Origin of the sequence: Nitratiruptor sp. YY08-26 (assembly GCF_016593215.1) — a bacterium.
In the GTDB taxonomy this organism is placed as follows: Bacteria; Campylobacterota; Campylobacteria; order Campylobacterales; family Nitratiruptoraceae; genus Nitratiruptor; species Nitratiruptor tergarcus.
The window spans coordinates 1-21,706 of sequence record NZ_AP023063.1; the positions used below are offsets into that span (position 1 = coordinate 1).

General features: G+C 37.0%; 22 protein-coding genes. 21 read left to right on the top strand and 1 reads right to left on the bottom strand.

The genetic code is table 11. From position 1 onward, the window contains the following. Positions 1-95: 95 nt before the first annotated feature. The 7 genes from dnaA (at position 96) to JG738_RS00035 (ending at position 8,891) form a co-directional block, all read left to right on the top strand. Positions 96-1,418: a chromosomal replication initiator protein DnaA gene (gene dnaA / locus JG738_RS00005; RefSeq protein ID WP_084274948.1), complete on the top strand. Its 1,323-nt coding sequence runs from the start codon at positions 96-98 to the stop codon at positions 1,416-1,418. A 176-nt stretch (positions 1,419-1,594) separates the two neighbouring features. Beyond that, positions 1,595-2,662, top strand: a complete 1,068-nt coding sequence (gene dnaN / locus JG738_RS00010) for a DNA polymerase III subunit beta (protein WP_201337775.1) — start codon at positions 1,595-1,597, stop codon at positions 2,660-2,662. A 45-nt stretch (positions 2,663-2,707) separates the two neighbouring features. Further along, positions 2,708-5,026 carry a DNA topoisomerase (ATP-hydrolyzing) subunit B gene (gene gyrB, locus JG738_RS00015; protein ID WP_201337776.1) on the top strand — a complete coding sequence of 773 codons (2,319 nt, stop codon included), beginning with the start codon at positions 2,708-2,710 and terminating at the stop codon, positions 5,024-5,026. After that, positions 5,027-6,475: an EAL domain-containing protein gene (locus JG738_RS00020; RefSeq protein ID WP_201337777.1), complete on the top strand. Its 1,449-nt coding sequence runs from the start codon at positions 5,027-5,029 to the stop codon at positions 6,473-6,475. Further along, on the top strand, positions 6,462-6,851 hold the full coding sequence (queF, locus tag JG738_RS00025) for a preQ(1) synthase (protein WP_201337778.1): 390 nt from the start codon (positions 6,462-6,464) through the stop codon (positions 6,849-6,851). Before JG738_RS00020 ends, queF begins: the two co-directional genes overlap by 14 nt. Continuing rightward, complete coding sequence (locus JG738_RS00030) at positions 6,848-7,291, top strand: glycine zipper 2TM domain-containing protein (RefSeq protein WP_201337779.1); 444 nt, start codon at positions 6,848-6,850, stop codon at positions 7,289-7,291. Before queF ends, JG738_RS00030 begins: the two co-directional genes overlap by 4 nt. Before the next feature lies 1 nt (position 7,292). After that, positions 7,293-8,891: an FAD-dependent oxidoreductase gene (locus JG738_RS00035; RefSeq protein WP_201337780.1), complete on the top strand. Its 1,599-nt coding sequence runs from the start codon at positions 7,293-7,295 to the stop codon at positions 8,889-8,891. On the opposite strand, the gene JG738_RS00040 is transcribed toward JG738_RS00035, so the two are convergent. After that, the gene (locus tag JG738_RS00040; RefSeq protein ID WP_201337781.1) at positions 8,850-10,076 is read right to left on the bottom strand and encodes an APC family permease; all 1,227 of its coding nucleotides are present in this window, start codon (positions 10,074-10,076) and stop codon (positions 8,850-8,852) included. The two genes, JG738_RS00035 and JG738_RS00040, sit on opposite strands and share 42 nt — an antisense overlap. A gap of 89 nt (positions 10,077-10,165) precedes the next feature. On the opposite strand from JG738_RS00040, the gene JG738_RS00045 reads away from it, so the two are divergent. The 14 genes from JG738_RS00045 (at position 10,166) to JG738_RS00110 (ending at position 21,704) form a co-directional block, all read left to right on the top strand. Continuing rightward, positions 10,166-10,867: a succinate dehydrogenase/fumarate reductase iron-sulfur subunit gene (locus tag JG738_RS00045; RefSeq protein ID WP_201337782.1), complete on the top strand. Its 702-nt coding sequence runs from the start codon at positions 10,166-10,168 to the stop codon at positions 10,865-10,867. Next, positions 10,867-11,538 carry a Crp/Fnr family transcriptional regulator gene (locus tag JG738_RS00050; protein ID WP_084274956.1) on the top strand — a complete coding sequence of 224 codons (672 nt, stop codon included), beginning with the start codon at positions 10,867-10,869 and terminating at the stop codon, positions 11,536-11,538. The genes JG738_RS00045 and JG738_RS00050 overlap by 1 nt, the downstream gene beginning before the upstream one ends. Positions 11,539-11,599: 61 nt before the next feature. Further along, positions 11,600-12,475, top strand: coding sequence for a YfdX family protein (locus JG738_RS00055; RefSeq protein WP_201337783.1), 876 nt, complete (start codon positions 11,600-11,602; stop codon positions 12,473-12,475). Positions 12,476-12,514: 39 nt separating this feature from the next. After that, a complete protein-coding gene (locus JG738_RS00060) occupies positions 12,515-12,961 on the top strand; it encodes a DUF1931 family protein (RefSeq protein WP_201337784.1) in 447 nt (148 codons plus the stop codon). A gap of 9 nt (positions 12,962-12,970) precedes the next feature. After that, positions 12,971-13,552 carry an HdeD family acid-resistance protein gene (locus JG738_RS00065; protein WP_084274959.1) on the top strand — a complete coding sequence of 194 codons (582 nt, stop codon included), beginning with the start codon at positions 12,971-12,973 and terminating at the stop codon, positions 13,550-13,552. A gap of 86 nt (positions 13,553-13,638) precedes the next feature. Then, positions 13,639-15,495: a DUF505 domain-containing protein gene (locus tag JG738_RS00070; protein ID WP_201337785.1), complete on the top strand. Its 1,857-nt coding sequence runs from the start codon at positions 13,639-13,641 to the stop codon at positions 15,493-15,495. A gap of 262 nt (positions 15,496-15,757) precedes the next feature. Beyond that, positions 15,758-16,393 (top strand): peroxiredoxin, encoded by a 636-nt coding sequence (locus tag JG738_RS00075; RefSeq protein ID WP_370583689.1) that lies wholly within the window; start codon positions 15,758-15,760, stop codon positions 16,391-16,393. A gap of 290 nt (positions 16,394-16,683) precedes the next feature. Continuing rightward, positions 16,684-18,030 carry an FAD/NAD(P)-binding oxidoreductase gene (locus JG738_RS00080; RefSeq protein ID WP_201337787.1) on the top strand — a complete coding sequence of 449 codons (1,347 nt, stop codon included), beginning with the start codon at positions 16,684-16,686 and terminating at the stop codon, positions 18,028-18,030. Between the two features lie 56 nt (positions 18,031-18,086). Beyond that, a complete protein-coding gene (locus JG738_RS00085; RefSeq protein WP_201337788.1) occupies positions 18,087-18,815 on the top strand; it encodes a Rieske 2Fe-2S domain-containing protein in 729 nt (242 codons plus the stop codon). Positions 18,816-18,823: 8 nt separating this feature from the next. Further along, a complete protein-coding gene (locus tag JG738_RS00090; protein WP_201337789.1) occupies positions 18,824-19,294 on the top strand; it encodes a thiosulfate oxidation carrier protein SoxY in 471 nt (156 codons plus the stop codon). Positions 19,295-19,303: 9 nt separating this feature from the next. Then, positions 19,304-19,645, top strand: coding sequence for a thiosulfate oxidation carrier complex protein SoxZ (locus tag JG738_RS00095; protein WP_201337790.1), 342 nt, complete (start codon positions 19,304-19,306; stop codon positions 19,643-19,645). Between the two features lie 8 nt (positions 19,646-19,653). Then, positions 19,654-20,058 (top strand): hypothetical protein, encoded by a 405-nt coding sequence (locus tag JG738_RS00100; protein WP_201337791.1) that lies wholly within the window; start codon positions 19,654-19,656, stop codon positions 20,056-20,058. Positions 20,059-20,146: 88 nt separating this feature from the next. Continuing rightward, positions 20,147-20,452 carry a DUF309 domain-containing protein gene (locus tag JG738_RS00105; RefSeq protein ID WP_084274967.1) on the top strand — a complete coding sequence of 102 codons (306 nt, stop codon included), beginning with the start codon at positions 20,147-20,149 and terminating at the stop codon, positions 20,450-20,452. Beyond that, positions 20,433-21,704, top strand: coding sequence for a SagB family peptide dehydrogenase (locus JG738_RS00110; protein WP_201337792.1), 1,272 nt, complete (start codon positions 20,433-20,435; stop codon positions 21,702-21,704). The genes JG738_RS00105 and JG738_RS00110 overlap by 20 nt, the downstream gene beginning before the upstream one ends. Positions 21,705-21,706 lie beyond the last annotated feature (2 nt).

Below are 21,706 nucleotides of genomic sequence, written 5' to 3' on the forward strand. Positions count from 1 at the left end.
ATTCTCACAAAAAATTGTAGCCAATTTTCGGCTATTTTAGATACAATAGCACTATTATTCACATCACGTTGAAAAAATTATTCACATAAAGGGCACTGGTGCTTGGTGAGAAGATCATTGAAAAATTAAAAGAGGAGATTCCTCAAATCGAGTATGAGCGCTATATCAAAAACCTTCGCTACGATGAGAAACGTTCAAAAGTTGATCATGCCGTCTTCATTGCTCCCAATCTCTTTGTAGCCAATTGGGTAAAGAGAAAATATAGTAAAAAGCTCTCACAGCTTTTTGAGCTTGAAACAGGAGTTGAAACCTTTGTAGAGATTACAACAAAAAAAGAACCAAGCATCAAAAAACTTGCAGAAAAAAAACCAGAAATAAATCAACCAACAACAAGTACAAAAATCAATCCAACATATACTTTTGAAAATTTTGTCGTAGGAAGCTCAAACCAGTTTGCCTATACTGCTGCACACCGCGTTGCAGAAAAGCCAGGAGAGGTGTATAACCCTCTTTATATCTACGGCGGAACAGGGCTTGGAAAAACACACCTTCTTCACGCTATAGGTAATTTCAATCTTAAAAAAAGCAAGACTATTATTTATGCAACCATTGAACAGTTTATGAATGATTTTACCTATCATCTGCGCCAAAAAACTATAGAAAACTTTAGAGAAAAGTATAGAAAATGTGATATTTTACTTATTGATGATATCCAGTTTCTCAGTGGCAAAGAGGGAACGCAAGAGGAGTTTTTCCATACCTTTAATGAACTCCACACAGATGGTAAGCAGATTGTCCTTACAAGCGATCAACCTCCCAAAAAGATTGCTGGACTTGAAGAGAGACTCAAAAGCCGCTTTGAGTGGGGACTCATAGCAGATATTCAACCACCAGAACTTGAAACCAAAATAGCAATTATCAAAAAAAAGTGCGAGCTCAACGGTATTCAGCTTGAAGACGAGATTGTCAACTATCTTGCTGCAAATATGGATAGTAATATTCGAGAAATTGAAGGAATTATTCTCAAACTCAATGCATACTCCACTCTTGTCAATCAAGAGATTACCATGGAGCTTGCAAAAAATGTCCTCAATGAGCAAAAAAGAGAGCAGCAAAAAGAGATATCTCTGAAAGAGATTGTAGATGTAGTAGCGAATGAGCTCAATATCAAACCAAGCGAAATCAAAAGCAAAAGTCGTAACCGTCAAATAGTCAATGCAAGACGTATTGTCATCTACCTTGCACGCAACCTCACACCAAACTCTATGCCATCACTAGCACAATTTTTTGGCATGAAAGATCACACATCAGTAAGTCATGCAATGAAAAAGGTTAAAGAACTTATGGAAAAAGATGCCAATTTCAAAGTCCAAATCGACGAGCTCCTCCATAAAATCAAACACGCAAACAGTGAATAGATGTGAACAAAAAACTTATCCCTCAAAAGAGATATTCTACCTAACAAAGCCCTTTACCTAACTTTTTCACAAATTCACGCCATGATACTACTAAATCTATCTAATTTAAATAATATAAAGCAAACTTTAACGAAATAGAATATACAATATTAAAAAACCCTTAATCGGAGAGCACAATGAAAATCGAAATGCAAAAATCGCTGCTCGAGCAGATCCTTTCACAAATGCAACCTTTTTTGGAAAAAAAGGATCTCAGCCAAATTACATCACACGTATACTTAGCAGCATCAAATGGTATCCTTACCATCAAAGCTACCGACTATGAAACAGGATTAAAAACCCAAACAGATTCTATCAATCTCATTAAAGAGGGAAAAGCTACTGCAAATGGTAAAAAATTCCTTGATATTGTACGCATACTAAAAGATGGTACCATCACAATAGAAACAAGGGATGACCATCTCCAAATCAGTCAAAATCAGTCTAAATTTAAGCTTCCAATGTTTGATGCAGAACAGTTTCCAAAATTCCCAGAAATTGATGCAATGCCAAAAATCGCTATAGAGAGTGATAAGTTTATAAGTTCTTTAAAAAAAATCACTCCTGCAATAGATAATAACAATCCTAAATTTGAACTCAATGGAGCTCTTATTGATATAAAAAGTGATCGCATAAACTTTGTAGCAACAGATACAAAGCGTCTTGCTCTCGTTACACTTTTGCAAAATATGGATAAAGAGTTCAACCTTATAATTCCTAAAAAAGCAATTATTGAAATACAAAAACTCTTCTTTGATGAAATCGATATGCACTACGATGAGACCTATTTCATTCTCAAAAACAATCAATATCTCTTTTTTACCAAACTCATAAGTGGTAAATATCCAGATTATGAACGTATTCTTCCAAAATCTTTACAATATGAGATGACCCTTCCAAAAGATAAGATGATTGAAGCAATTAAGCAGATTACTATTATCTCTAATGAGATTAAACTTACATTTTTAAAAGATAGGATCATTTTCAAAAATCTCTCACAAGAGAATATTGAAGCGCAGACAGAACTTGAAGTAGAAACCCCTTTTGAAGAGAAGTTTATCATGGCAGTAAATAGCCGTTATATCCTTGACTTTCTTACACACATCGAAGATAATGAATTTTTAATGGGTATCAATGAGCCAGAGCTCCCATTTGAGCTTAAAAAAGAGAACTTCATCACTATAGTTATGCCTATCGTTATCTAAAAAAAGATATAATAGAGATAATTTTACTAAAGGGATAGAGAATCAATGAGTCAATATAGTGCCGAGAAAATAAAGGTTCTCAAAGGTCTTGAAGCTGTTCGTAAACGTCCAGGGATGTACATTGGCGATACGAGCATCAAAGGCCTCCACCATCTTATCTATGAAGTTGTAGATAACTCCATCGATGAAGCGATGGCAGGATATTGTGACAAAATCGAAATTACTCTTACAAAAGATGGAAGCGCAAAAATAAGTGATAATGGAAGAGGGATTCCTGTCGATATTCACCCCACTGAAAAGATCCCCGCTGCAACAGTTGTACTCACAGTACTTCATGCAGGAGGAAAATTTGGTGGCGATAGTGCTTATAAAGTAAGTGGAGGTTTGCACGGCGTTGGTGTGAGTGTAGTAAATGCTCTATCGAAAAAGCTCATTATGACTATTAAACGCGATGGAAAAATATGGCGTCAGGAATTTGAAAGAGGTATACCTATTACTGACCTTGTAACTATTGGTGAGACAAATCGCACAGGTACGACTATTGAGTTTTGGCCAGATGATGAGATTTTTGAAACTGTCAATTTTCAATACGATATCCTTGCTCGCAGATTCAAAGAGCTTGCATACCTCAATCCAAACATTACAATAACTTTTAAAGACGAAAGAGAAGAGAAAAAAGAGGTCTACCATTTTGAAGGGGGACTTTCTCAATTTGTAGAGGATCTCAGTAAAAAAGAGCAGATTACTAAAACAATCCATTTCCAAGACAAAGTTGATGATGTAGAAGTCGATATTGCTCTGCTCTATAACACTGGCTATGATGAGAAGGTTTTCAGCTTTGTCAATAATATCCGCACACCAGAAGGTGGTACCCATGAGAGCGGATTTCGCGCAGGACTTACACGTGCAATTTCAAACTACATAGCGCAAAATGCCAATCAGCGTGAAAAAAGCATTAAAATCACGGGAGATGATGTACGCGAAGGGCTTGTGGCTGTAGTCAGCGTCAAAGTACCTGAGCCACAATTTGAAGGGCAAACAAAAGGGAAGTTGGGATCTTCTTATGTGCGCCCTATTACGCAAAAGCTCACCTATGAAAAATTAACAAAATATTTTGAAGAGAACCCCATCGATGCTAAAGCAATTATGCAAAAAGCACTAGCAGCTGCAAGAGGAAGAGAGGCTGCTAAAAAAGCGAGGGAGCTGGTACGTAGAAAAGATAGTATGAGTGTGGGTACCCTTCCTGGTAAACTTGCGGATTGTCAAAGTAAAGATCCTGCAATTAGCGAGCTCTTTTTGGTTGAGGGTGATAGTGCAGGAGGAAGCGCTAAGCAGGGGCGTGATAGAGTTTTTCAAGCGATTTTGCCTTTAAAAGGAAAAATACTTAATGTAGAAAAAGCGCGGCTTGATAAGATCTTAAAATCTGAAGAGATTAAAAATATCATTACTGCTCTTGGATGTGGCATCGGCGAAGAGTTTGATGAAAATAAACTTCGCTATCACAAAATAATCATTATGACAGATGCAGATGTAGATGGGAGCCATATTCAAACACTTCTTTTGACATTCTTCTTTCGTTTTTTGTATCCTGTGGTGGAAAAGGGTTATCTCTATATGGCGCAGCCTCCTCTTTATCGCTATAAAAAGGGAAAAAAAGAGGTATATCTCAAAGATGAGCATGAGCTCAACCAGTTTTTGATAGAAAATGGTGTAGATGTATTGCTAGAAGATGTGAATCTTGGCAGATACGATCTCATAGATTTTCTCAAACTTGTTGCACATTACCGGATGATTTTAAAAGATCTTGAAAAGCGCTACGCTCTCATTGAAGTGGTACGCTATCTCATTGAAAATAGAGATCTTCCATCACTCCCAAATGAGGAGCTTTATAAAAAAATTGAGGTTTTTCTTGGACAAAAAGGATTTAATATCCTCAATAAGACGATTGATGAGCAAAAAATCCATCTCTATGTACAAACGGAAGATGGACTTGAAGAGATCATTATAGATGATGAGCTTTTTACCAATCCATTCTATGTAGAGGGAGTCTATATTTATGAAAAAATTGAAGAGAGAATGCCAGAAGAGTTTAGGGATAAAGATCTCTTAGAAATTTTAGAAAAAGTAGAAAAAAATGCCAAAAAAGGTGCCTATATTCAACGCTATAAAGGGCTTGGTGAGATGAATCCCGAACAGCTTTGGGAAACTACAATGGATCCGCAAAATAGAAGGCTTTTGCGTGTGACTGTAGATAATGCAGAACATGCAAGTGAGATTTTTACACTCTTTATGGGTGATGAGGTAGAACCACGCAAAAAATATATTGAAGAACACGCCAAAGATGTCAAACATCTGGATGTATAAGTGTACTCTTTAAATACCGAAAGAAGGGAGAAATTTCTCCTTTCCCTTCGCACTTCTATTCCTATTGTACTTCTTACTGCTCTATTAGTCTATGTGATTTTTACAGAAAATCGCTCCCTTGCTTTTAATCTATTTTTAGGTGTGGGAGCACTCTTTATTGCCGTTTACTATATTTTTCTCATGATATTTCGTGCAAAAGAAGAGAAGATTCTAGATGAAATCACTGATACTTTTGATAGACACTATTTTGAAAAATATTTTAGTAAACTTGCACAAAAGAAAAATTATTTGATACTTCTTTCTGTTGATAATATAAGAGAGATAAATGAGCGCTATGGTCTTGAAAATGGAGATAGAGTTTTAAGAGAGTTTGCAAAGATTGTGGATGGTTTTTTTAGCCTCTATTTTGGTTCTGTTCCTATTGCTAGGCTCAAAGCAGGAGATTTTCTGCTTCTTGTAAGAAGTAATGCACAGCTCCAAAAGGTCTTAGAGAAATTTTTGCAAACATATGATAATAGCTTTATAAACAATATTGAGATCAAGCTCTATGCAGCCTATCAACCTCTCAATCATAAAAGTCTCAAATTTCTTATTGATCGTCTCTATGAAGATCTCTACTTTTGTAAAGGAGAATGTAAAAAAGAGACAAATAAAGGTGCTTTGTATAGTAAAAAGAGGGAAAATATAAGTGATTTTGATAAACTCATTGAAGAGATAGTCAAACAAAAACATTTCTCTTTGCTTTTTCAGCCTGTATATAATCTTAAAACCGAAAGTTTTGATTTTGCTGAAATTATTGTGAAACTCTTAGATGATGAGGGAAAACTTATTCATCCAAGTCAATACATTCCTACTATTAACCGTTTAGGTCTTGAAAATGCATTTGATATTGCTTTAACAGAAGCTCTTCTTGAAATAATTGTATCTCATAAACTCATTATGGATTTTTCCTACTGTTTTAATATCTCTCCCTATTCTGTGCGTAATAGGCGCTTTACACAGAGATTTTTTGAAACTTTTGAGAAATATGATGTTTCAAAGAGACTTTTTATCATAAAATTGTATGAAAACAGTATCTATAAAGATGTAAAATATTTTAGGAGTGTGATTCAAGGATATCAAACGGAAGGATTTTCCATCGCTTTTGACAATTTTGGGGCTTGCAATGCATCGATAGAGTATATTAAAAGTATCGATGTAGATTATCTCTTTTTTGATAAGTTCTTTACAAGAAATATTGAAAATATACGTTATCGTACACTTTTGCAAACGTGGATTGATGCATTGCATACATTAGGAATGAAAAGTGTTGTAAAATTTATTGATAATCAAGAGATCCTTGAGAGAGTAAAAACTTTGAATGTAGATTTTGTAGAAGGATTTGCTATTGCAAAGCCAATGGAAAGCAAAGAATTTTTAGAGTGGAGGAGTAAAAATGCGCTATGGTGAAAAAGAGATAAAAGAGTTTGATCCCAAAAAAGATTTAGAAATATGGGAAAACAAGCACGAAAAGAGTTATAAAATTCGTATAACTCTCCCAGAGTTTAGTTGTCTTTGCCCCAGAAGCGGATATCCAGACTATGCTACAATCTATCTTGAATATATTCCAAATAAGCATGTTGTAGAGCTTAAAGCACTTAAACTCTATATTAACTCATTTCGTGATCGCTATATCTCGCATGAAGATAGTGCTAATGAGATTTTTGATACATTGTATGAAAAATTGCAGCCAAGATATATGAAACTGGTTGCAGATTTCAACCCACGCGGAAATGTCCATACTATAATAGAGATAGATTCAGACCAATTGGAGAAGGAAAAATGAGACAGATAATATTTTCTGCTTTATTATTACTCTTTTTTTGGGGATGTGCACAAAGAGGCTATACCACAGCGCAAATAAATGAAGTAAGTTATCCTCGCTATGGAAGAGTAATTGCTGCAAGAGCTGTGAAAGTGCACGATACAGGGGAAGGAACTATATTAGGAGCGATTATTGGAGCTATCATTGGCCACCAGTTTGGAGGTGGAAGCGGTAACGATATAGCGACTGCTGCAGGTGCAATTGCAGGTGGAGTAATTGGAAGTAGACTTAATGAAGCAAATGCCCAAGAGCTTATTATTCGCCTCGATAATGGTGAAGAGATTGCAACAGTGGTGCGAGTCGATTATGCAAAAGGTTTTTGGTTCCGTAGAGGAGATAGAGTCAGAATATTTTTGAAGCGAAATCGCATAGTCAAAATTGAGCCAGTTTTTGGGGAGTAGGATGCAAATAGTAATTATTGGAAGCGGTGGAGCAGGTCTTGTAGCAGCACTTGAAGCAAGAAGTCAAGGTGCTGAGGTTGTAGTTGTGACAAAAAATTATCCTACGCAGGCACAAACCTCTATGGCGCAAGGTGGTATCAATGCGGTATTGAGCGAAAATGACTCTATAAAGAATCATATAGAAGATACACTGCGTTCTGCTGCTGGGCTTGGTGAGAGGAGAGTTATCGAATTTGTTTGCAATGAAGCTCCAAAAGCTATAAAGTGGCTTGATAGCATTGGTGTTCCTTTTAGTAGAAAAGAGGAAAAAATTGCGCAAAGAAGACTAGGTGGTGCCTCAGCGCCACGCGCATGTTATGCGCAAGACTATACGGGGCTTAAGATTTTACACTCTTTATATGATAACTGTATAAAAGCTGGTGTGAAGTTTTTGCATGAAAAGTTTCTTCTCAATATCATTACTGAAGATGAGAGAGCTTATGGCGTAACGCTCCTTGATATTCGCACAGCAAAAGTGGAGCAGCTCTTAGCTTCGTCAATTATTTTAGCAACTGGCGGATATGCAAAAATCTATGGAGAATTTAGCACTAATGGCAATGGAAGCTTTGGAGAAGGCGTTGGGGCTGCTATGCGAGCTGGAGCGAAGCTGAGCGATCTTGAATTTGTTCAGTTCCATCCTACAGCATTAGCGAAAAGCTCGATTTTGATAAGTGAAGCTGCAAGAGGCGCTGGAGGCAAAATCATTAATCAAAATGGTGAGCGTTTTGTTGATGAGCTCACAACCCGCGATAAACTCTCACGTGCAATCTATGAGCAGATAGAAAGAGGAAATCAGGTCTTCTTGGATATAACCCATTTGGGAGAGGATTTTATACAAAAAGAGCTTCCTCAAGAGCGAAAACTCTCACTCATCTATGAAGGGATCGATCCAGCAAAAGAGCCAGTACCTATTAAGCCTGCTGCGCACTACACTATGGGGGGAATTGATACCGATATAAATTGTGCTACCAATATTAAAGGGCTCTTTGCTGTGGGAGAGTGTGCTAATGTAAAACTCCATGGTGCAAACAGGCTTGGAGGCAATTCGCTTTTAGAACTTGTGGTGATGGGGAGAGTTGCAGCAAAGAGTGCTGTGCAGATAAAAGATAAACCTCAAGAGAAAAAATATGAAAGAACTGTTATAGATGAGCAGTTTATCAAAGCTGTTTTTGGGTTGCCAAATAAAATAGATTTCATGGAAAGAAAGGATTTTTTGCATAAAGTGCTCTATAGAAATGCTGGAGTTTTTCGCGAAGAGCTCTCGCTCAAAGGGGTGCTGAGCCTTGTACGCCAACACCAAAAAGAGCTCGCTTTTATGGGTATCAAAGATAAAAGCCCTCTCTATAACAAAGAATTGGTACAATTTTTAGAGTATGGCAATATGCTCGAAATCACTGAAGCAGTGCTCGTAGGAGCAATCCAAAGAAACGAGAGTAGAGGCGCACACTTTCGCACGGATTATCCCGAACAAAATAGTGCTTTCGATGCACACACTTTTATATGGAAAGAGGATGGCGTTTTATGTGCTGATTTTCAAAAGGTCCCAGAAGAGTTTAAGTAAAAGTAGCGTTGCATTAATAAAAATAGCGATATAGGGTATAGATAGAGGAACTTTGAATCCAGAAAAGTTTGGCTCTTTTTTCTTAATTTTTATGAGTGCTATGTTGATGAGGATAAAAACGATAAAAATACCATAACTTGTAAGCTCAGCAAGTTTAACAAGATCGATAAAATAAGCAAAAAGAAGTATAAATAATCCTGTAATGAGAGTAGCGTAGATTGGTGTTTGGGTAGCAGGATGAATAGTTGCTAAAAATTTTGGAAAGACTTTCTGTTGTGCTAGACCATAGAGCATCCTTGAGACCATAATAATCTGCACAAGTACTCCATTGACAATAGCAAAAAGCGCTATGATTCCTAAAATATGATGCTTATCTCCGGTGAGCTTTTTGAATACCTCATCCAAAGGTGCATCACTCTCTCCTAAAGTTTGGGGATCTAATGTAATGATACTCACAAAAGCGACAAGTATATAGAGGAGTGTTACAAGGATGAGTGTGATAATAATGGCTCTAGGCATTGTTTTTTGTACATCTACTACCTCTTCAGAGAGTTTGACAATATCTTCAAAACCGATAAATGCATAAAATGCTAGAAAGCTTCCCAGTGCGATATGGATCCAGACATCGATTTTTAATGGAGGGATATAATGCTCAAATGGGATATTTGTTACATCTATCGATACAAAACCGTAAAAAATAATGAGCAATAGACCAAAAATTTCGACAAGGGTAAAGAGTGCAGTTAATGTAACAGACTCTTTTACTCCCCATACTGCAACGCTAGTTAAAAAGAGCAGTATCAAAAACTCTGTTGCGAGCTCACCTATATCTACTAAGGGCTTGAGATAACCATAAAATCCACTAATTATTGCAGAAGATGAGAGAATGCCAGTGATAATGATAACTAAACCCACAAGAGTAGAAATATCTGGTAGAGAGAATGCACGCTCAAGATAATAGGCTTCTGCTGATGCATAAGGGTAGCGCGCTGCAAGTTCAGCGTAGCAAAGAGCCGTAAAAAGAACTGCAATGCATGCAAGTAAAAAGGAAAAAGGTGCATAATATCCACTTATTTGTGCAATTTTTCCGATAAGCACATATATTCCAGCCCCTATTATATTGCCAGCTCCATAAAAAACGAGATAAGGAAGTGTGACAACGCGTTTAAGAGAAGTTTTACTCATATTTTTCTCCATCTGTTTTCTTAATATAATTGTAATCAAATTGCACTATAATTACTTATAGAAATGCATAATAATGAGAAGAAGTCGATATGAAGATAAAAGTACGAAGATATCATCCACATTTTGAGCCTCCATCAATTGTAATGGAGTATGAAGTTCCTTGTGATCTTACACTTTTAGAGAGTTTGGAATTTATCAAAAAAGAAAAGGATAGAACTCTTACATTTTCTTCTATGTGCCGCAGTGGAGTATGTGGTAGTTGTGCCGTGCGGGTGAATGGTAAAGAGGTGTTAGCGTGTGAATATAGCGTGCAAGAGGGTGATTATATTGAGCCTTTGAATTTTGTGGATTGTATCCGCGATTTAGTGGTCGATTTATCTCGTCCTTTAGAAAAGCTCAAAAGTGCTAAAACATATCCTCTTGTGATGCATGAAGGGATGAGTGAAGAGGAAGAGAAACTTATAGAGCGGCAGAGTGATTGTATTTTATGCCATAGCTGCTATAGTAGCTGTCCTATTTATGAGACAAATGCTTCCTTTTTAGGACCATTTGCACTCAGTAGAGCATACCGATATGTTGCTGATAGCAGAGAAGAGAATAAAAAAGATCATATCGATGCAGTAGTAACTAATGGCATTTGGGATTGTACACTTTGCGGTAACTGTACAGAGGTTTGTCCTCAAGGAATTGATCCAAAAAATGATATATTGATGTTGCAAAGCTGGGCTGTTAAATTTGGTCATACTAATCCGCATATGGCTGGTTTTGGCAGTTTTGGATTGGAGTTTTGATGGAGGCGAGAGAGTATAATATTGAGCTCTTTTCTGCTGTGCCAAAATTCATCATCGATGATATTAATCGCTATGGCAAAATTGTAGAGTTTTATAAAAATATGCCTGCTATGAGCAGTGACGATACAATGAAGTATTTCTATTTCATTATTGAAGGGCGTATTAAAGTCTATCAGTTCAATTTTGAGACATCAAAAGAGCAGACTATTAAGATCCTTTCACGAGGGGATATGTTTGATGTAATTGTTCTTTTAGACAATAAACCCCATGATGTAGTTACTGAAGCCTATGAAGATTCTAAGGCACTGCGTGTTCCATTGGATCGCGTACGTGAATGGATTGATACCAATGCAGATTTTAGAAAACTTTTTTTTCGCTATGTTGCAGGTGAGATGCGCAGTCTCGAAGAGCTTGCAACAGATCTCTCCCTTTTAGATACTTCCACGCGTTTTATAAAGCTTTTGCTCAAACACTTTGACCCCCAAACTGCAAAACTCAAACTCATTCACGATCTCCCTCATGAAGAGTTGGCCTCTTTAATAGGAACTGTCCGACATGTGGTAAATCGCCATATTCAAGAACTCAAAAAAGAGGGCTCACTAGAAGTCGAGAGAAAGAAGATAAAACTTACTAATATTGCCAATCTATTAGATAGGTTGCAACTAAAGTAGCAGTTTTGTTGATAAAAAAGTACTAAAATTTTATCAACCAAAAAACTTAAGGAGGTTGATAATGAAGAAACTGCTACTTTCATGTGTAGCTGCTGGTCTTTTGGTCACTGGTGCTTTTGCATCTACTGCAACAAAAGCCGAATCAAACAAAGCTGTGAGCCAAGCAAAAGAGCAAGTTGCTAAAGAGCAAAAAGAGGTAAAAATTGTTAATGAAGCAGTAGAGGCAGTTGCGTTGACAAATAAAGTATTAGTGGAGCTAGATAAAGGTCAAAAGGATGAGGCCATTAAAGATCTAGAAAAGGCTATAGGAAAACTTGAAGTAGTTCTCTCAGCTCCTAACGCACCTGCACTTATTCCAATCGATAGTGCTATTGAGGTAGTCGATTTTCCTGGAAGTGTTCAAGATATTAAAACAGCTCTCATTAGCGCAAAGGCACTGCTTGCAGAGAATAAAGTTCAAGAAGCAAGAGCAATCCTTGATACATTGCGCAGTGAGATTGTGCTCAAAGTTATCAATTTACCATTGGCATCATACCCAGCTGCTTTGAAACTTGCAGCAAAATTCTTACATGAAAACCGTGTAGATGAAGCAAAAAATATTCTCAATCAAGCTTTGGCAACGTTTGTTGAGGTAGATGTAGTGACACCTATTCCTCTTTTGCAAGCGATTCATCTTGTAGAAGTTGCAAAAGATGCTGCAAAAAAAGATAAAAAAAGAGCACTTGATATGCTCAAAAGTGCTAAAAATGCCCTTAAAAAAGCAGAAGCTTTAGGATATACAAGTGATTCTGATACAACATATAAGATGCTTGTAGAAGAGATAGAAAAAATTGAAAAAGAGGTCAAAGGTAAAAATAGTGCAGAAAAACTCTTTGAAGATCTCATAGCAAAACTCAAAGAGTTCAAAGAAAAAGCGGTCAAAACAATCAATAAATAATCTAGGGGCTTTGCCCCAAAAAAAAATAAAGGAGGAAACATGGCAGTAGTTGGATTTCATCATCTAGAGGAACTTTTTAGAAGAGGTGCAAGTCTTAATATCAAAAAAGGACATGCAAAAGAGGTAACTGATATTGTTGAGCAAAAGTTGTATGATTTGCTCCTTATGGGACAAAAAGCTGCAAAATATAATGGGCGAGATGTGATTTGGAAGTACGATCTTCCTATTACAAAAGGTTTGGAAGAGACAATAAATGAGTTTAAAAAGCTTGAGCAAGAGTTGGATCTCAAAGATATTTTAGAGCGCCTTGCAACATATCCTCCACTCTTAGAGCTTGAAGCTGAGCTTGAAAAGAGTCTACCTGAAATTGTGGGTGGTTTGACCCTTGTTTTAGCACGCATTATGAAAAAGATTGATGAAGAAAACAGAGCCGTATCTCATGAGCTTATTGAAAAAGCCAAAGAGGTAATGGATCTGACCCTTTAGGAGGATATTATGGTCGGATACAATAATCTACTTCAAGATAAAGAACTGTTAAAAAAGTTTGAGAAACACTCCAAAATTGCTGGAGTGATTTTTCTCCTTTTGGGATTAGTTGGGATCTTTTATCCTGTGATTATGTCACTTACTGCTGCATATTTTGTAGCATTTTTGTTTATTTTTAGTGGTCTTACATTTGGGTATCACACTTGGCAGACTGACAAAAAAGATTGGTTAGGATGGCTCAAAGCCTTCATCTATCTACTCACAGGTATTTTAGTCACCATCTTTCCAGTCCCTGGAGTTGCAGCACTTGGTATTATTTTGGCAATTTACTTTTTTATGGATGGATTTGCATCTTTTGCGCTTAGCTCTCAGATGAAAGGACAAAAGTATAACTGGCTTATTATTCTCAATGGTATTCTCTCCATTATTTTGGGAGTTATTTTTCTTGTTTACTGGCCATTTGGATCTTTAGTTTTAGTAGGGCTATTTGTTGGAATAAGTATGTTTTTTGATGGTATTGTTCTCCTTTCTATGAGCTCTGTTGTAAAGAAACTGGAAGACGAAGACTCTTCAAACGACTCCAATGCATGAGGTTTTGCCTCATGCACTGCTACCTAAGTTGCTGAAAATCTATATAAATCACTATAAAATCTTTTAAAAAATTCAAGGAGAATGGTATGGTTATTAAAAAAGAGGCTGCTAAAATATTGCTGGCTTTACATAGGAGTGATGACAAAACAATCAACGTTGAAAAACTAAACAGTGAAGCAGTAGAGGAACTTAATCTCTCTGGTCTTGTACGCTTTCCCATACCAGCAAAAATTGAGCTTACATACAGTGGTGCAATAGTGGCACAAATCTTGGCTGATGTGGAAAATAGCATTGAAAAGATTGAAGATTGGAAAGAGAGCTTCAAATGGGTCAGCTCTGAAGTGATTGCTATGATTGATGCAGCCATGAAGGGTAAAAACAAAACAACAAAAATAAGTAATGATGAGCTTGAGAGACGTGGATTTGCAAAAGATGGAGAATTAACTCAAGCAGCTTTGGATCTCTTTAACGCGTATGCAATTACTGAGCCGGAACTATCCATTGATGCAAAACTGGCAGAATATATTCGAAAATCTCCAATGGGACCGACTGATGCACACTATTTGCCAATTGAAGGAAACAGCAAAGATCTGCTAGAAGCAATGCGACTGATTGCCTACTCTGTACCTCATGGAGACTTTTTTACCTTCACTGAGCTTGGACAAGCAGTAAAAGAGACATTGAGCTTAGGTGGTTGGGCAAATGAGGGAAGTGTATTGGATATCTCAATTTTAGATTCAATTGCTTTGGTGGCAGATGGCGAAGATGTGGATGTAGATACGCTTTTGCAGTTGGAAACTCTTGGCTATGTTACCGATGTAGATACATTAACAAAGGCTGGAGAAAAAGCGTTAGAAGTCTATAGAATTTTCAAAGATAAAACAGAAAAACCACTCTACTCTTTTGCAATAGAAAAAGAGGAAGTAGAAACTCTTAAAACAATTGATCGAATCTGGAAAGAGAAATATACCTCCAATCCTGAAGAGACAGCACACTTTGATGAGATCAAAAAGGAGCTTGTAGATAGAAAAGTAAGAGAATATAAAAAGATTTTAGAAAAGTACGGCAGACGACTAGATGAGATGCCAAAGAAAAAGCAAGAGATTGCCAAAAAATTTGGTGAAGCAAAAGATATGATCAAATGGTTTGAAGAAAATTTTGACTTAAGAGAGCATCTATACAGCTTAGAGGCATTTGGACTTATTAGTGAGGGAGTTGATAGCAAAGGAAGATCGGTCTACTATGTAACTGAAGATGGACAAAGAGTGATTGAAGATCAAGCTGATGAGCGAAGTATTCACTCTTGGAGTGTGAAAACCCTAACTATTTCAAATAAAATCTTTAGCTCACCAAACAGAGAGTGGGTAGAAGAGGCAAGAAAAGAGCGAATTTTAGGAACTTATGAGCCAAGTAGCTCAGGTCTTTTGTATGAAGAGCTTGCAAATAAGGAGAAACTCCCTTTTATGACTCGATATGAGATGGATATTTTTAAAATGATTTCAGATGCTGGAGTGGCATGTGAAGAGATTTTGAATGAGTCACTCCATGAAGATGAGTATATACATCGAAAAGAAGCTCTTGATAAACTTGAAGCAAAAGGATTTATTGAGATACTTCCTGATGGACATATCATTGAGACTGAGTATGGAAAACTTATGGATGAAGCTTTAAGTGGTGTTCCTGAAGGTTTTGGTGTACCAGTTAATCCTACAATTTATAGGGTTGTTAAAGCGATTGCTGAGACTGGAAGTATGTATGTCAAAGAGCAAAAGGTGCGCATCATGCCAGAAAATATCAAAGAAGCGATCAAAAGAAGTGGGCTTAGTAAAGAGAGCTTTGAAAAAGCCTATGTAGCTGCAAGAGAAGCAAAATTTTTAGGCAAAAACAGTGTTAATGAAGCGGGTCTAAAGATGCTTGAAGCTGTTGAAATTCTCAATAGTTAATTGCAACAAAAGTTGCAGAAGAATTTAGCAAAGTGATGTAAAATATTTTTACAAATATCCCATGAAGGAGGAAAATATGGGATTTAATGAAAAGTTACAAGAGATCTTAGATTCTCAGGTAGATGTTGTCAAAAAGGTTATGAACCTTGTGAGTGAGAGTATTGATGAACTGAAAGAAAAAGCAAAAGCAGAAAAGCGCTCTTTGGATGATGTGATCGATGAGATTTTACAAAAAGTGAATATAAATAAGAAGGAGGGGAGCATGGGAATGCCACTACTTGGAGATAAGTTTCCATCAATAAATGTGCAAACAACACATGGACCAATGAGTTTACCAGATGATTTGAAAGGAAAATGGACAGTGCTTTTTAGTCACCCAGCTGATTTTACACCAGTATGTACAACTGAGTTTGTCAGTTTTCAAAAACATAAAAGCGAATTTGATGCTATTGGTGTACAATTGATTGGTCTTTCAATCGATCAAGTTTTCAGCCATATCAAATGGGTAGAGTGGATTAAAGAAAAACTCAATGTTGAAATAGAGTTTCCAATTATTGCAGCGACTGATACATTAGCAGCGCAAATTGGTATGGTGCATCCAAACAAAGGAACCAATACTGTTCGAGCAGTATTTATCATTGACCCTGAAGGTGTAGTGAGAACAATTCTTTACTATCCACAAGAGATTGGTCGAAATATTCCTGAAATTGTTCGAGCTGTCAAAGCACTTCAAAAGAGTGATAGCGATGGCGTTGCAACTCCAGCAAACTGGCCGGAAAATGAGCTCATTGGTGATAAAGTTATTATCCCGCCAGCAACTGATTGTGAAACTGCTGCAAAACGACCTAAAGAGTATGAGTGTTTTGATTGGTGGTTTTGCTACAAAGAGTCTAAATAATCTTCGCCCCTTAGGGGCACATTTATATTTTCCCTCTTATAAAAGTTTCCATACGTGAATTAAATCCCCATTATTTATCTCAAATGATAACAACTATCATAATTAGTTATTAAATTACATTTATGAATGTTATTATTTTTTAAAATAATAATACTTTGTTATGGTTATCATAAACTAAATATAAGTAAAATTAATAATAAATTAAGTTGATTAAGTTTATCATTTTAATTGAGCGATGTTTCTCTTGGAATTTCGCCCCAACGAAGAAACATTAACATAAAGGATGAATCATGGCACTTAGTAGAAGAGATCTGCTAAAACTCGGTGGTGTTGCTGCTGCTGGAGCAGCTTTAAGTGGTTGTACGGCATCGAGTGGTGGTGCAAAACCAAGTGCTGCAAAGGCAGGTTTAAGAATGGCACCGATTCCAAAAGCCAAGGGGCCAAGAGTAGTTGTAGTAGGTGGTGGATGGTCTGGACTATCCATTGCTAAGTATGTAAAAAAATACGCGCCTGAAGCAGATGTTGTGCTTATTGAAAGACGTGCATCTTTTATGAGTTGTCCTGTAAGTAATTTGTGGCTCGTTGGTTTAGTAGATTTGGAGTTTTTAACACATGACTATTTGCAAGCTGCACGCAATAATAACTATACATTCTTAAACGCAATGGTACATGATGTTGATCGAGATAGTAAGCTTGTTTTTACCAATGAGGGAGCTGTGAAGTATGACTATCTTGTACTTGCTCCGGGAATTGACTATGACTATTCCCGTTGGACAAATGGGGATGTGGAGTTTGAAAACAGACTTAGACAAGAGTATCCTGCAGGATTTATTCCAGGAAGTGAGCACTTGAGTCTACGAAACAAAGTGCAAGATTTTGAAGGAGGCAATTTTGTATTGACAGTTCCTGGAGGAAACTATCGATGTCTACCAGCTCCATATGAGAGGGCATGCTTGATTGCATGGTATATGAAAAAAGAGGATATCCCTGGAAAAGTTATACTTCTTGATGAGAACCCTGATATTACCATCAAAAAAGATGGTTTCCATTCAGCATTTGAAAAACTCTATAAAGATTATATTGAGTATTTACCAGGTTCCACCATTACAAATATTGATCTAGAGAAAAAAAGAGTCGAAACAGAACTGGGCGAAGAGATCGAGTTTGCTGATGCAGCACTCTATCCAAGAGTAAGAGGTGGAAAGATATTAGAGATTGCGGGTGTGGCAAAAGATAGTGTCTTTAACAAAGCAGAAGCCGATATAGATCCATTTACCTATCAAACAAAAGCGGATCCGGATGTGTACTGTGCTGGGGATGTGAGACCAATGGGATTTAGCAAATCTGGAAATACAGCAAACTCAGAAGGTCACATCGTTGCAAGCATGATAGCAACACGTATAAAAGGAAAAGAGCCGAAATGGAAATCACCTCTGACAGTGTGCTACTCTGCTGTATCAGGAGATCCTGTACGAGCCATATCTGTAAATGCAGAATACAAATATAACGAAAAGAAGAAAGCGTTTGGCTTCCATAATGCTGCTACAAACGAAAAATGGGATGGAAAAGTTGGTGTAATGAATGGTAAGGGACTTTTTGAGTGGGCAAAAGGAATGTATCGAGATATGTTTATGTAGACCCAAAAGGGCCTACAAAGTCGCGCAACATAATTATATCTTGATTAGGATAAAAAATGGATAGAAGAGGATTTTTTAAAGTTGTAGGAGGCGGAACACTGCTTGTAGCTGTTTCGCCTTCATTAATAAAGGGCTATCTGTATGCACAGAGTGGCGAGCTTTTTAAAGTATACGAAAAAGTGCAGCTTGTAGATGATATAGGACAACCGATTTTGTGTAGTAAACTCAAAAAAGAGGTGCCTTATATTTTCCAGTACCCATACGCTTCTACACCAAACTTTTTGCTAAGAACTGATACAAAAACGCTACCTGAGGTAAAACTTAAAGCAGAAGATGGAACAGAGTATGTCTGGAGAGGAGGTGTTGGAAAAGAGAGGGATTTAGTTGCCTATAGTGCAATATGTCCTCATCAGCTAACCCATCCTACTCCAAATGATAGTTTTATCACCTATGTGCCAAAAGGTAAAAAAACGATGGCCTACAAAGAAGGAGGTGTAATTGTTTGCTCTTCTCACCTCTCAGCGTATGATCCAAAAGCTGGAGCGAAGGTTTTAGGGGGACCCGCTCCACAACCACTCGCTTCAATAGTTATCGAAGTGGATAAAAAGGGACATATTTGGGCTGTAGGAGTGTTGGGATCGGATAAATTTCATGACTATTTTCGATCTTTTAAGCCGGAGCTCAAAGAGTTTTACCGAAATATCAGAAATGCCAAAAAGATAGTCAAAGTGAGCGCTAAAACTGTGCCGCTTAAAGAGTATACAAAAGAGACAATCCAATACTAAGGATGGATATGAAAAGAAGAGAGTTTTTAGAGTTTTGCAGTTTCACGCTTGCAGCTCTTTTAGTTGGAAGGGTGCAGATACGCGCAGATGAGGATGATAATGAAGCTATTGAGATCCCTTTTAAAGAGGCGTATACGAATGCAACTAAAGGTGCAAAAAAAGTTATAAAAAATGCTAAAGAAATGAAACTGAATATCCCAGATGCTCCAGAAAATGGTCTTGTAGTGCCTATTGAGGTGGAAGTAAATTATCCAATGGAGCCTAATAAGTATATTAAACGGATCGATGTGTTGACTACTAAGAATAAGGTAAATAAAGTCATAACTGCCCACTATTCGCCAGATAATGGCAAAGCATATCTCTATGTCAATGCCAAACTCGGTGGTACACAAGATGTAGTTCTTTTGGCTAGAACCAATGATGATATAGTATTTGAGGCAAGAAAAAAAGTAAAAGTCGCCCTTGGCGGATGTGGTTAAGGAGAGGGGATGAGAAAGTTTAGTTGGAGGCGTGGTGTCATTAAACCTACTACGCGTGATTACAAGGTTGGTGATGTAGTTATTTTTCAAGCCATTACGATCCATCCTATGGATACTGGTTTTCAAAAAGATAAGCATTCAGGCCAAGTAAAACCTAGGTTTTTTGTAGAGACGCTCAAAATTTTTTATAACGATAAGGAGGTGTGTAGCTTTGATTTTGAAGTGAGCTCAAGTCCAAATCCAAAGGTTAAATTCCCGCTGCGTATTAAGGGACCAGGTGTTGTGAAAGCGATCTGGGAAGACAATATAGGTAATAAATTTGAAAAGAGCACAAAAATTTCTCTAAAATAGGATAGAAGATGAAAAAGATAATGATTGCTCTATTGGCTCTATCTTTGGCAACATCTCTTTTTGCTGATAAAAAAGGCAGAACAAAACTGCAGATTGAGATGCAAAAGTTTGCTGCCGGTATGGATCTTTTGCAAAAAGGGATTTTATATAACTGTAAAGAGTGTCTGGATGATGGATCTGATCGGATACTTGAAAATATAAAGGTATTGGAAAAGGTGGATGTCAAGCATTTCTTGCCAGAAAACCAAAAATATGCCTACAAATTTGCACAAAAGACGGCAAGACTCATTGAGATGTATGCCAAAGATATAAAGGAGTCCTTTGCCAAAGGCAACATGGATGATGTAATGAATGATCACGCACAGATCCTAAGACAATGCAACAGTTGCCATATAAGAATACGGGGATGGTAGCTTAGGCTATTCTCCCCTCATCCTATTAATTTTCTCCTTTATCCTCTTGCAAACCTTCCCTTGTTATAGTAAAAAAAAAAGGTTTATCATGCATGATGCATGTCAAAAGTTTATGACTTTGATAAAAGAAGAGAAGTTTTATGATGCCCATGAAGCGCTTGAAGAGGTATGGTTTCCAAGAAGAAAGAGCAAAGATACTGATGTTTTGGTTTTGAAAGGTTTTATTAACGCTTCTGTTGCTCTTGAGCTTAAGCGTCTAGGACGCGATGCGAATGCTCTTAAAGTTTGGCAAAACTACTTAAAGTATCGTCCTCTTATCAAAGAGTGCAATGAAAATATATTTTATGAGATAGAAGATTTTTTGGATAGTTGTTATGACAAATACCTATCATGAAGCAACAAAACACTCCTACTGGAGTGTCCGCAGAAATCCAAACTATCTTGATTGGTCAAAGCAGCCTAATCCATTTAAAATTTACCCTACAACCTACCCTTTTATTCCCCTTGATATGGAAAACCCTTTACACAAGTTTATCTACCGCATTGGTGGGATCAATGCAAAAAAGGTCTATCCCGGAGTCGAATACTATCTTCGTACTATTCCCAGTGCAGGGGCTCTGTATCCAGTTGAAATCTATTTTCAAGCAAGAGATGTTGAGGGGCTAGATAATGGGATCTATCACTTTAGTGTGGTAGAAAATGGGCCAAGACTTTTACACACATTAAAAGAGAAAGAAGGAATAGAGATATTTTTTGCAAGAAAGAGGAAGATTAAAGGGTTCATATTTCTCTTTTCTATCATCTACTACCGCTCCAGCTGGAAATATAAAAATAGAGCTTTTCGCTACTGCCTGCTTGATGCAGGACATGTTCTTGGGGCATTGGAAGTGAGTAGCTATCTATTTGAGAGGGCTTACTATATTTTGTATGATTTTAATAAGGAAGCTCTCAATGAGGCTTTTGGATTTGAAAACAAAGAGTTTTTTGTAAGTAGTGCAGTTGTAGGTGTACCAACGCAGACAGAGGCAAAAGAGTTTGGAATGAAACTTCCTTTTGTGGATGGTACAAAAACATTTGAACAAAATAGCCTCATAGAAGAGGCTTATAAAGATACACTGCATTTAAAAAATTGCAAAGCTAACTTTCGTTTTCCAAAGTTTCCTTTTGAAGCAACAAGGTTAGAAGAAGCTATTTTGAAGCGAAGAAGCATTCGGGATTTTTCTGCAAAAGTGATAAAAAAAGAGCAGTTTAATTTTATCCTCTCTTGGATGCAAAGTCCTATTCCAAGTGATTGTGATGAAGAAGTGAAAGTTTGGTATGTTGTCAATAGAGTTGAGGGAATGGAGCAAGGACTCTATAGAGATGGTGAGCTCATTAAAATGGGTGATTTTCACAAAAAAGCCGGGTATCTTTGCTTAGAGCAAGCTCTTGGAAGTCAAAGTAGCGTGACCTTTTTTCTTACAAGCAATGGCAAAAATTATCAACCCCTCTATCAAAAAGCTGGCCACATTGGACATCGTTGCTATATCGCGAGCGAATATTTAGGAATTGGATGTAGTGGTATTGGTGCATATTATGATGATGAGGTAAATGAGTTTTTAGGAAGCAATGATATGGTATTATATGCATTAGCAATTGGTCTATAAAA

Excerpts from the sequence above, each read along its gene's own strand:
- dnaN (WP_201337775.1), top strand. The coding sequence starts at position 1,595 with ATGAAAATCGAAATGCAAAAATCGCTGCTCGAGCAGATCCTTTCACAA.
- gyrB (WP_201337776.1), top strand. The coding sequence starts at position 2,708 with ATGAGTCAATATAGTGCCGAGAAAATAAAGGTTCTCAAAGGTCTTGAA.
- queF (WP_201337778.1), top strand. The coding sequence starts at position 6,462 with ATGCGCTATGGTGAAAAAGAGATAAAAGAGTTTGATCCCAAAAAAGAT.
- JG738_RS00030 (WP_201337779.1), top strand. The coding sequence starts at position 6,848 with ATGAGACAGATAATATTTTCTGCTTTATTATTACTCTTTTTTTGGGGA.
- JG738_RS00035 (WP_201337780.1), top strand. The coding sequence starts at position 7,293 with ATGCAAATAGTAATTATTGGAAGCGGTGGAGCAGGTCTTGTAGCAGCA.
- JG738_RS00040 (WP_201337781.1), bottom strand. The coding sequence starts at position 10,076 with ATGAGTAAAACTTCTCTTAAACGCGTTGTCACACTTCCTTATCTCGTT.
- JG738_RS00045 (WP_201337782.1), top strand. The coding sequence starts at position 10,166 with ATGAAGATAAAAGTACGAAGATATCATCCACATTTTGAGCCTCCATCA.
- JG738_RS00050 (WP_084274956.1), top strand. The coding sequence starts at position 10,867 with ATGGAGGCGAGAGAGTATAATATTGAGCTCTTTTCTGCTGTGCCAAAA.
- JG738_RS00055 (WP_201337783.1), top strand. The coding sequence starts at position 11,600 with ATGAAGAAACTGCTACTTTCATGTGTAGCTGCTGGTCTTTTGGTCACT.
- JG738_RS00060 (WP_201337784.1), top strand. The coding sequence starts at position 12,515 with ATGGCAGTAGTTGGATTTCATCATCTAGAGGAACTTTTTAGAAGAGGT.
- JG738_RS00065 (WP_084274959.1), top strand. The coding sequence starts at position 12,971 with ATGGTCGGATACAATAATCTACTTCAAGATAAAGAACTGTTAAAAAAG.
- JG738_RS00070 (WP_201337785.1), top strand. The coding sequence starts at position 13,639 with ATGGTTATTAAAAAAGAGGCTGCTAAAATATTGCTGGCTTTACATAGG.
- JG738_RS00075 (WP_370583689.1), top strand. The coding sequence starts at position 15,758 with ATGGGAATGCCACTACTTGGAGATAAGTTTCCATCAATAAATGTGCAA.
- JG738_RS00080 (WP_201337787.1), top strand. The coding sequence starts at position 16,684 with ATGGCACTTAGTAGAAGAGATCTGCTAAAACTCGGTGGTGTTGCTGCT.
- JG738_RS00085 (WP_201337788.1), top strand. The coding sequence starts at position 18,087 with ATGGATAGAAGAGGATTTTTTAAAGTTGTAGGAGGCGGAACACTGCTT.
- JG738_RS00090 (WP_201337789.1), top strand. The coding sequence starts at position 18,824 with ATGAAAAGAAGAGAGTTTTTAGAGTTTTGCAGTTTCACGCTTGCAGCT.
- JG738_RS00095 (WP_201337790.1), top strand. The coding sequence starts at position 19,304 with ATGAGAAAGTTTAGTTGGAGGCGTGGTGTCATTAAACCTACTACGCGT.
- JG738_RS00100 (WP_201337791.1), top strand. The coding sequence starts at position 19,654 with ATGAAAAAGATAATGATTGCTCTATTGGCTCTATCTTTGGCAACATCT.
- JG738_RS00105 (WP_084274967.1), top strand. The coding sequence starts at position 20,147 with ATGCATGATGCATGTCAAAAGTTTATGACTTTGATAAAAGAAGAGAAG.
- JG738_RS00110 (WP_201337792.1), top strand. The coding sequence starts at position 20,433 with ATGACAAATACCTATCATGAAGCAACAAAACACTCCTACTGGAGTGTC.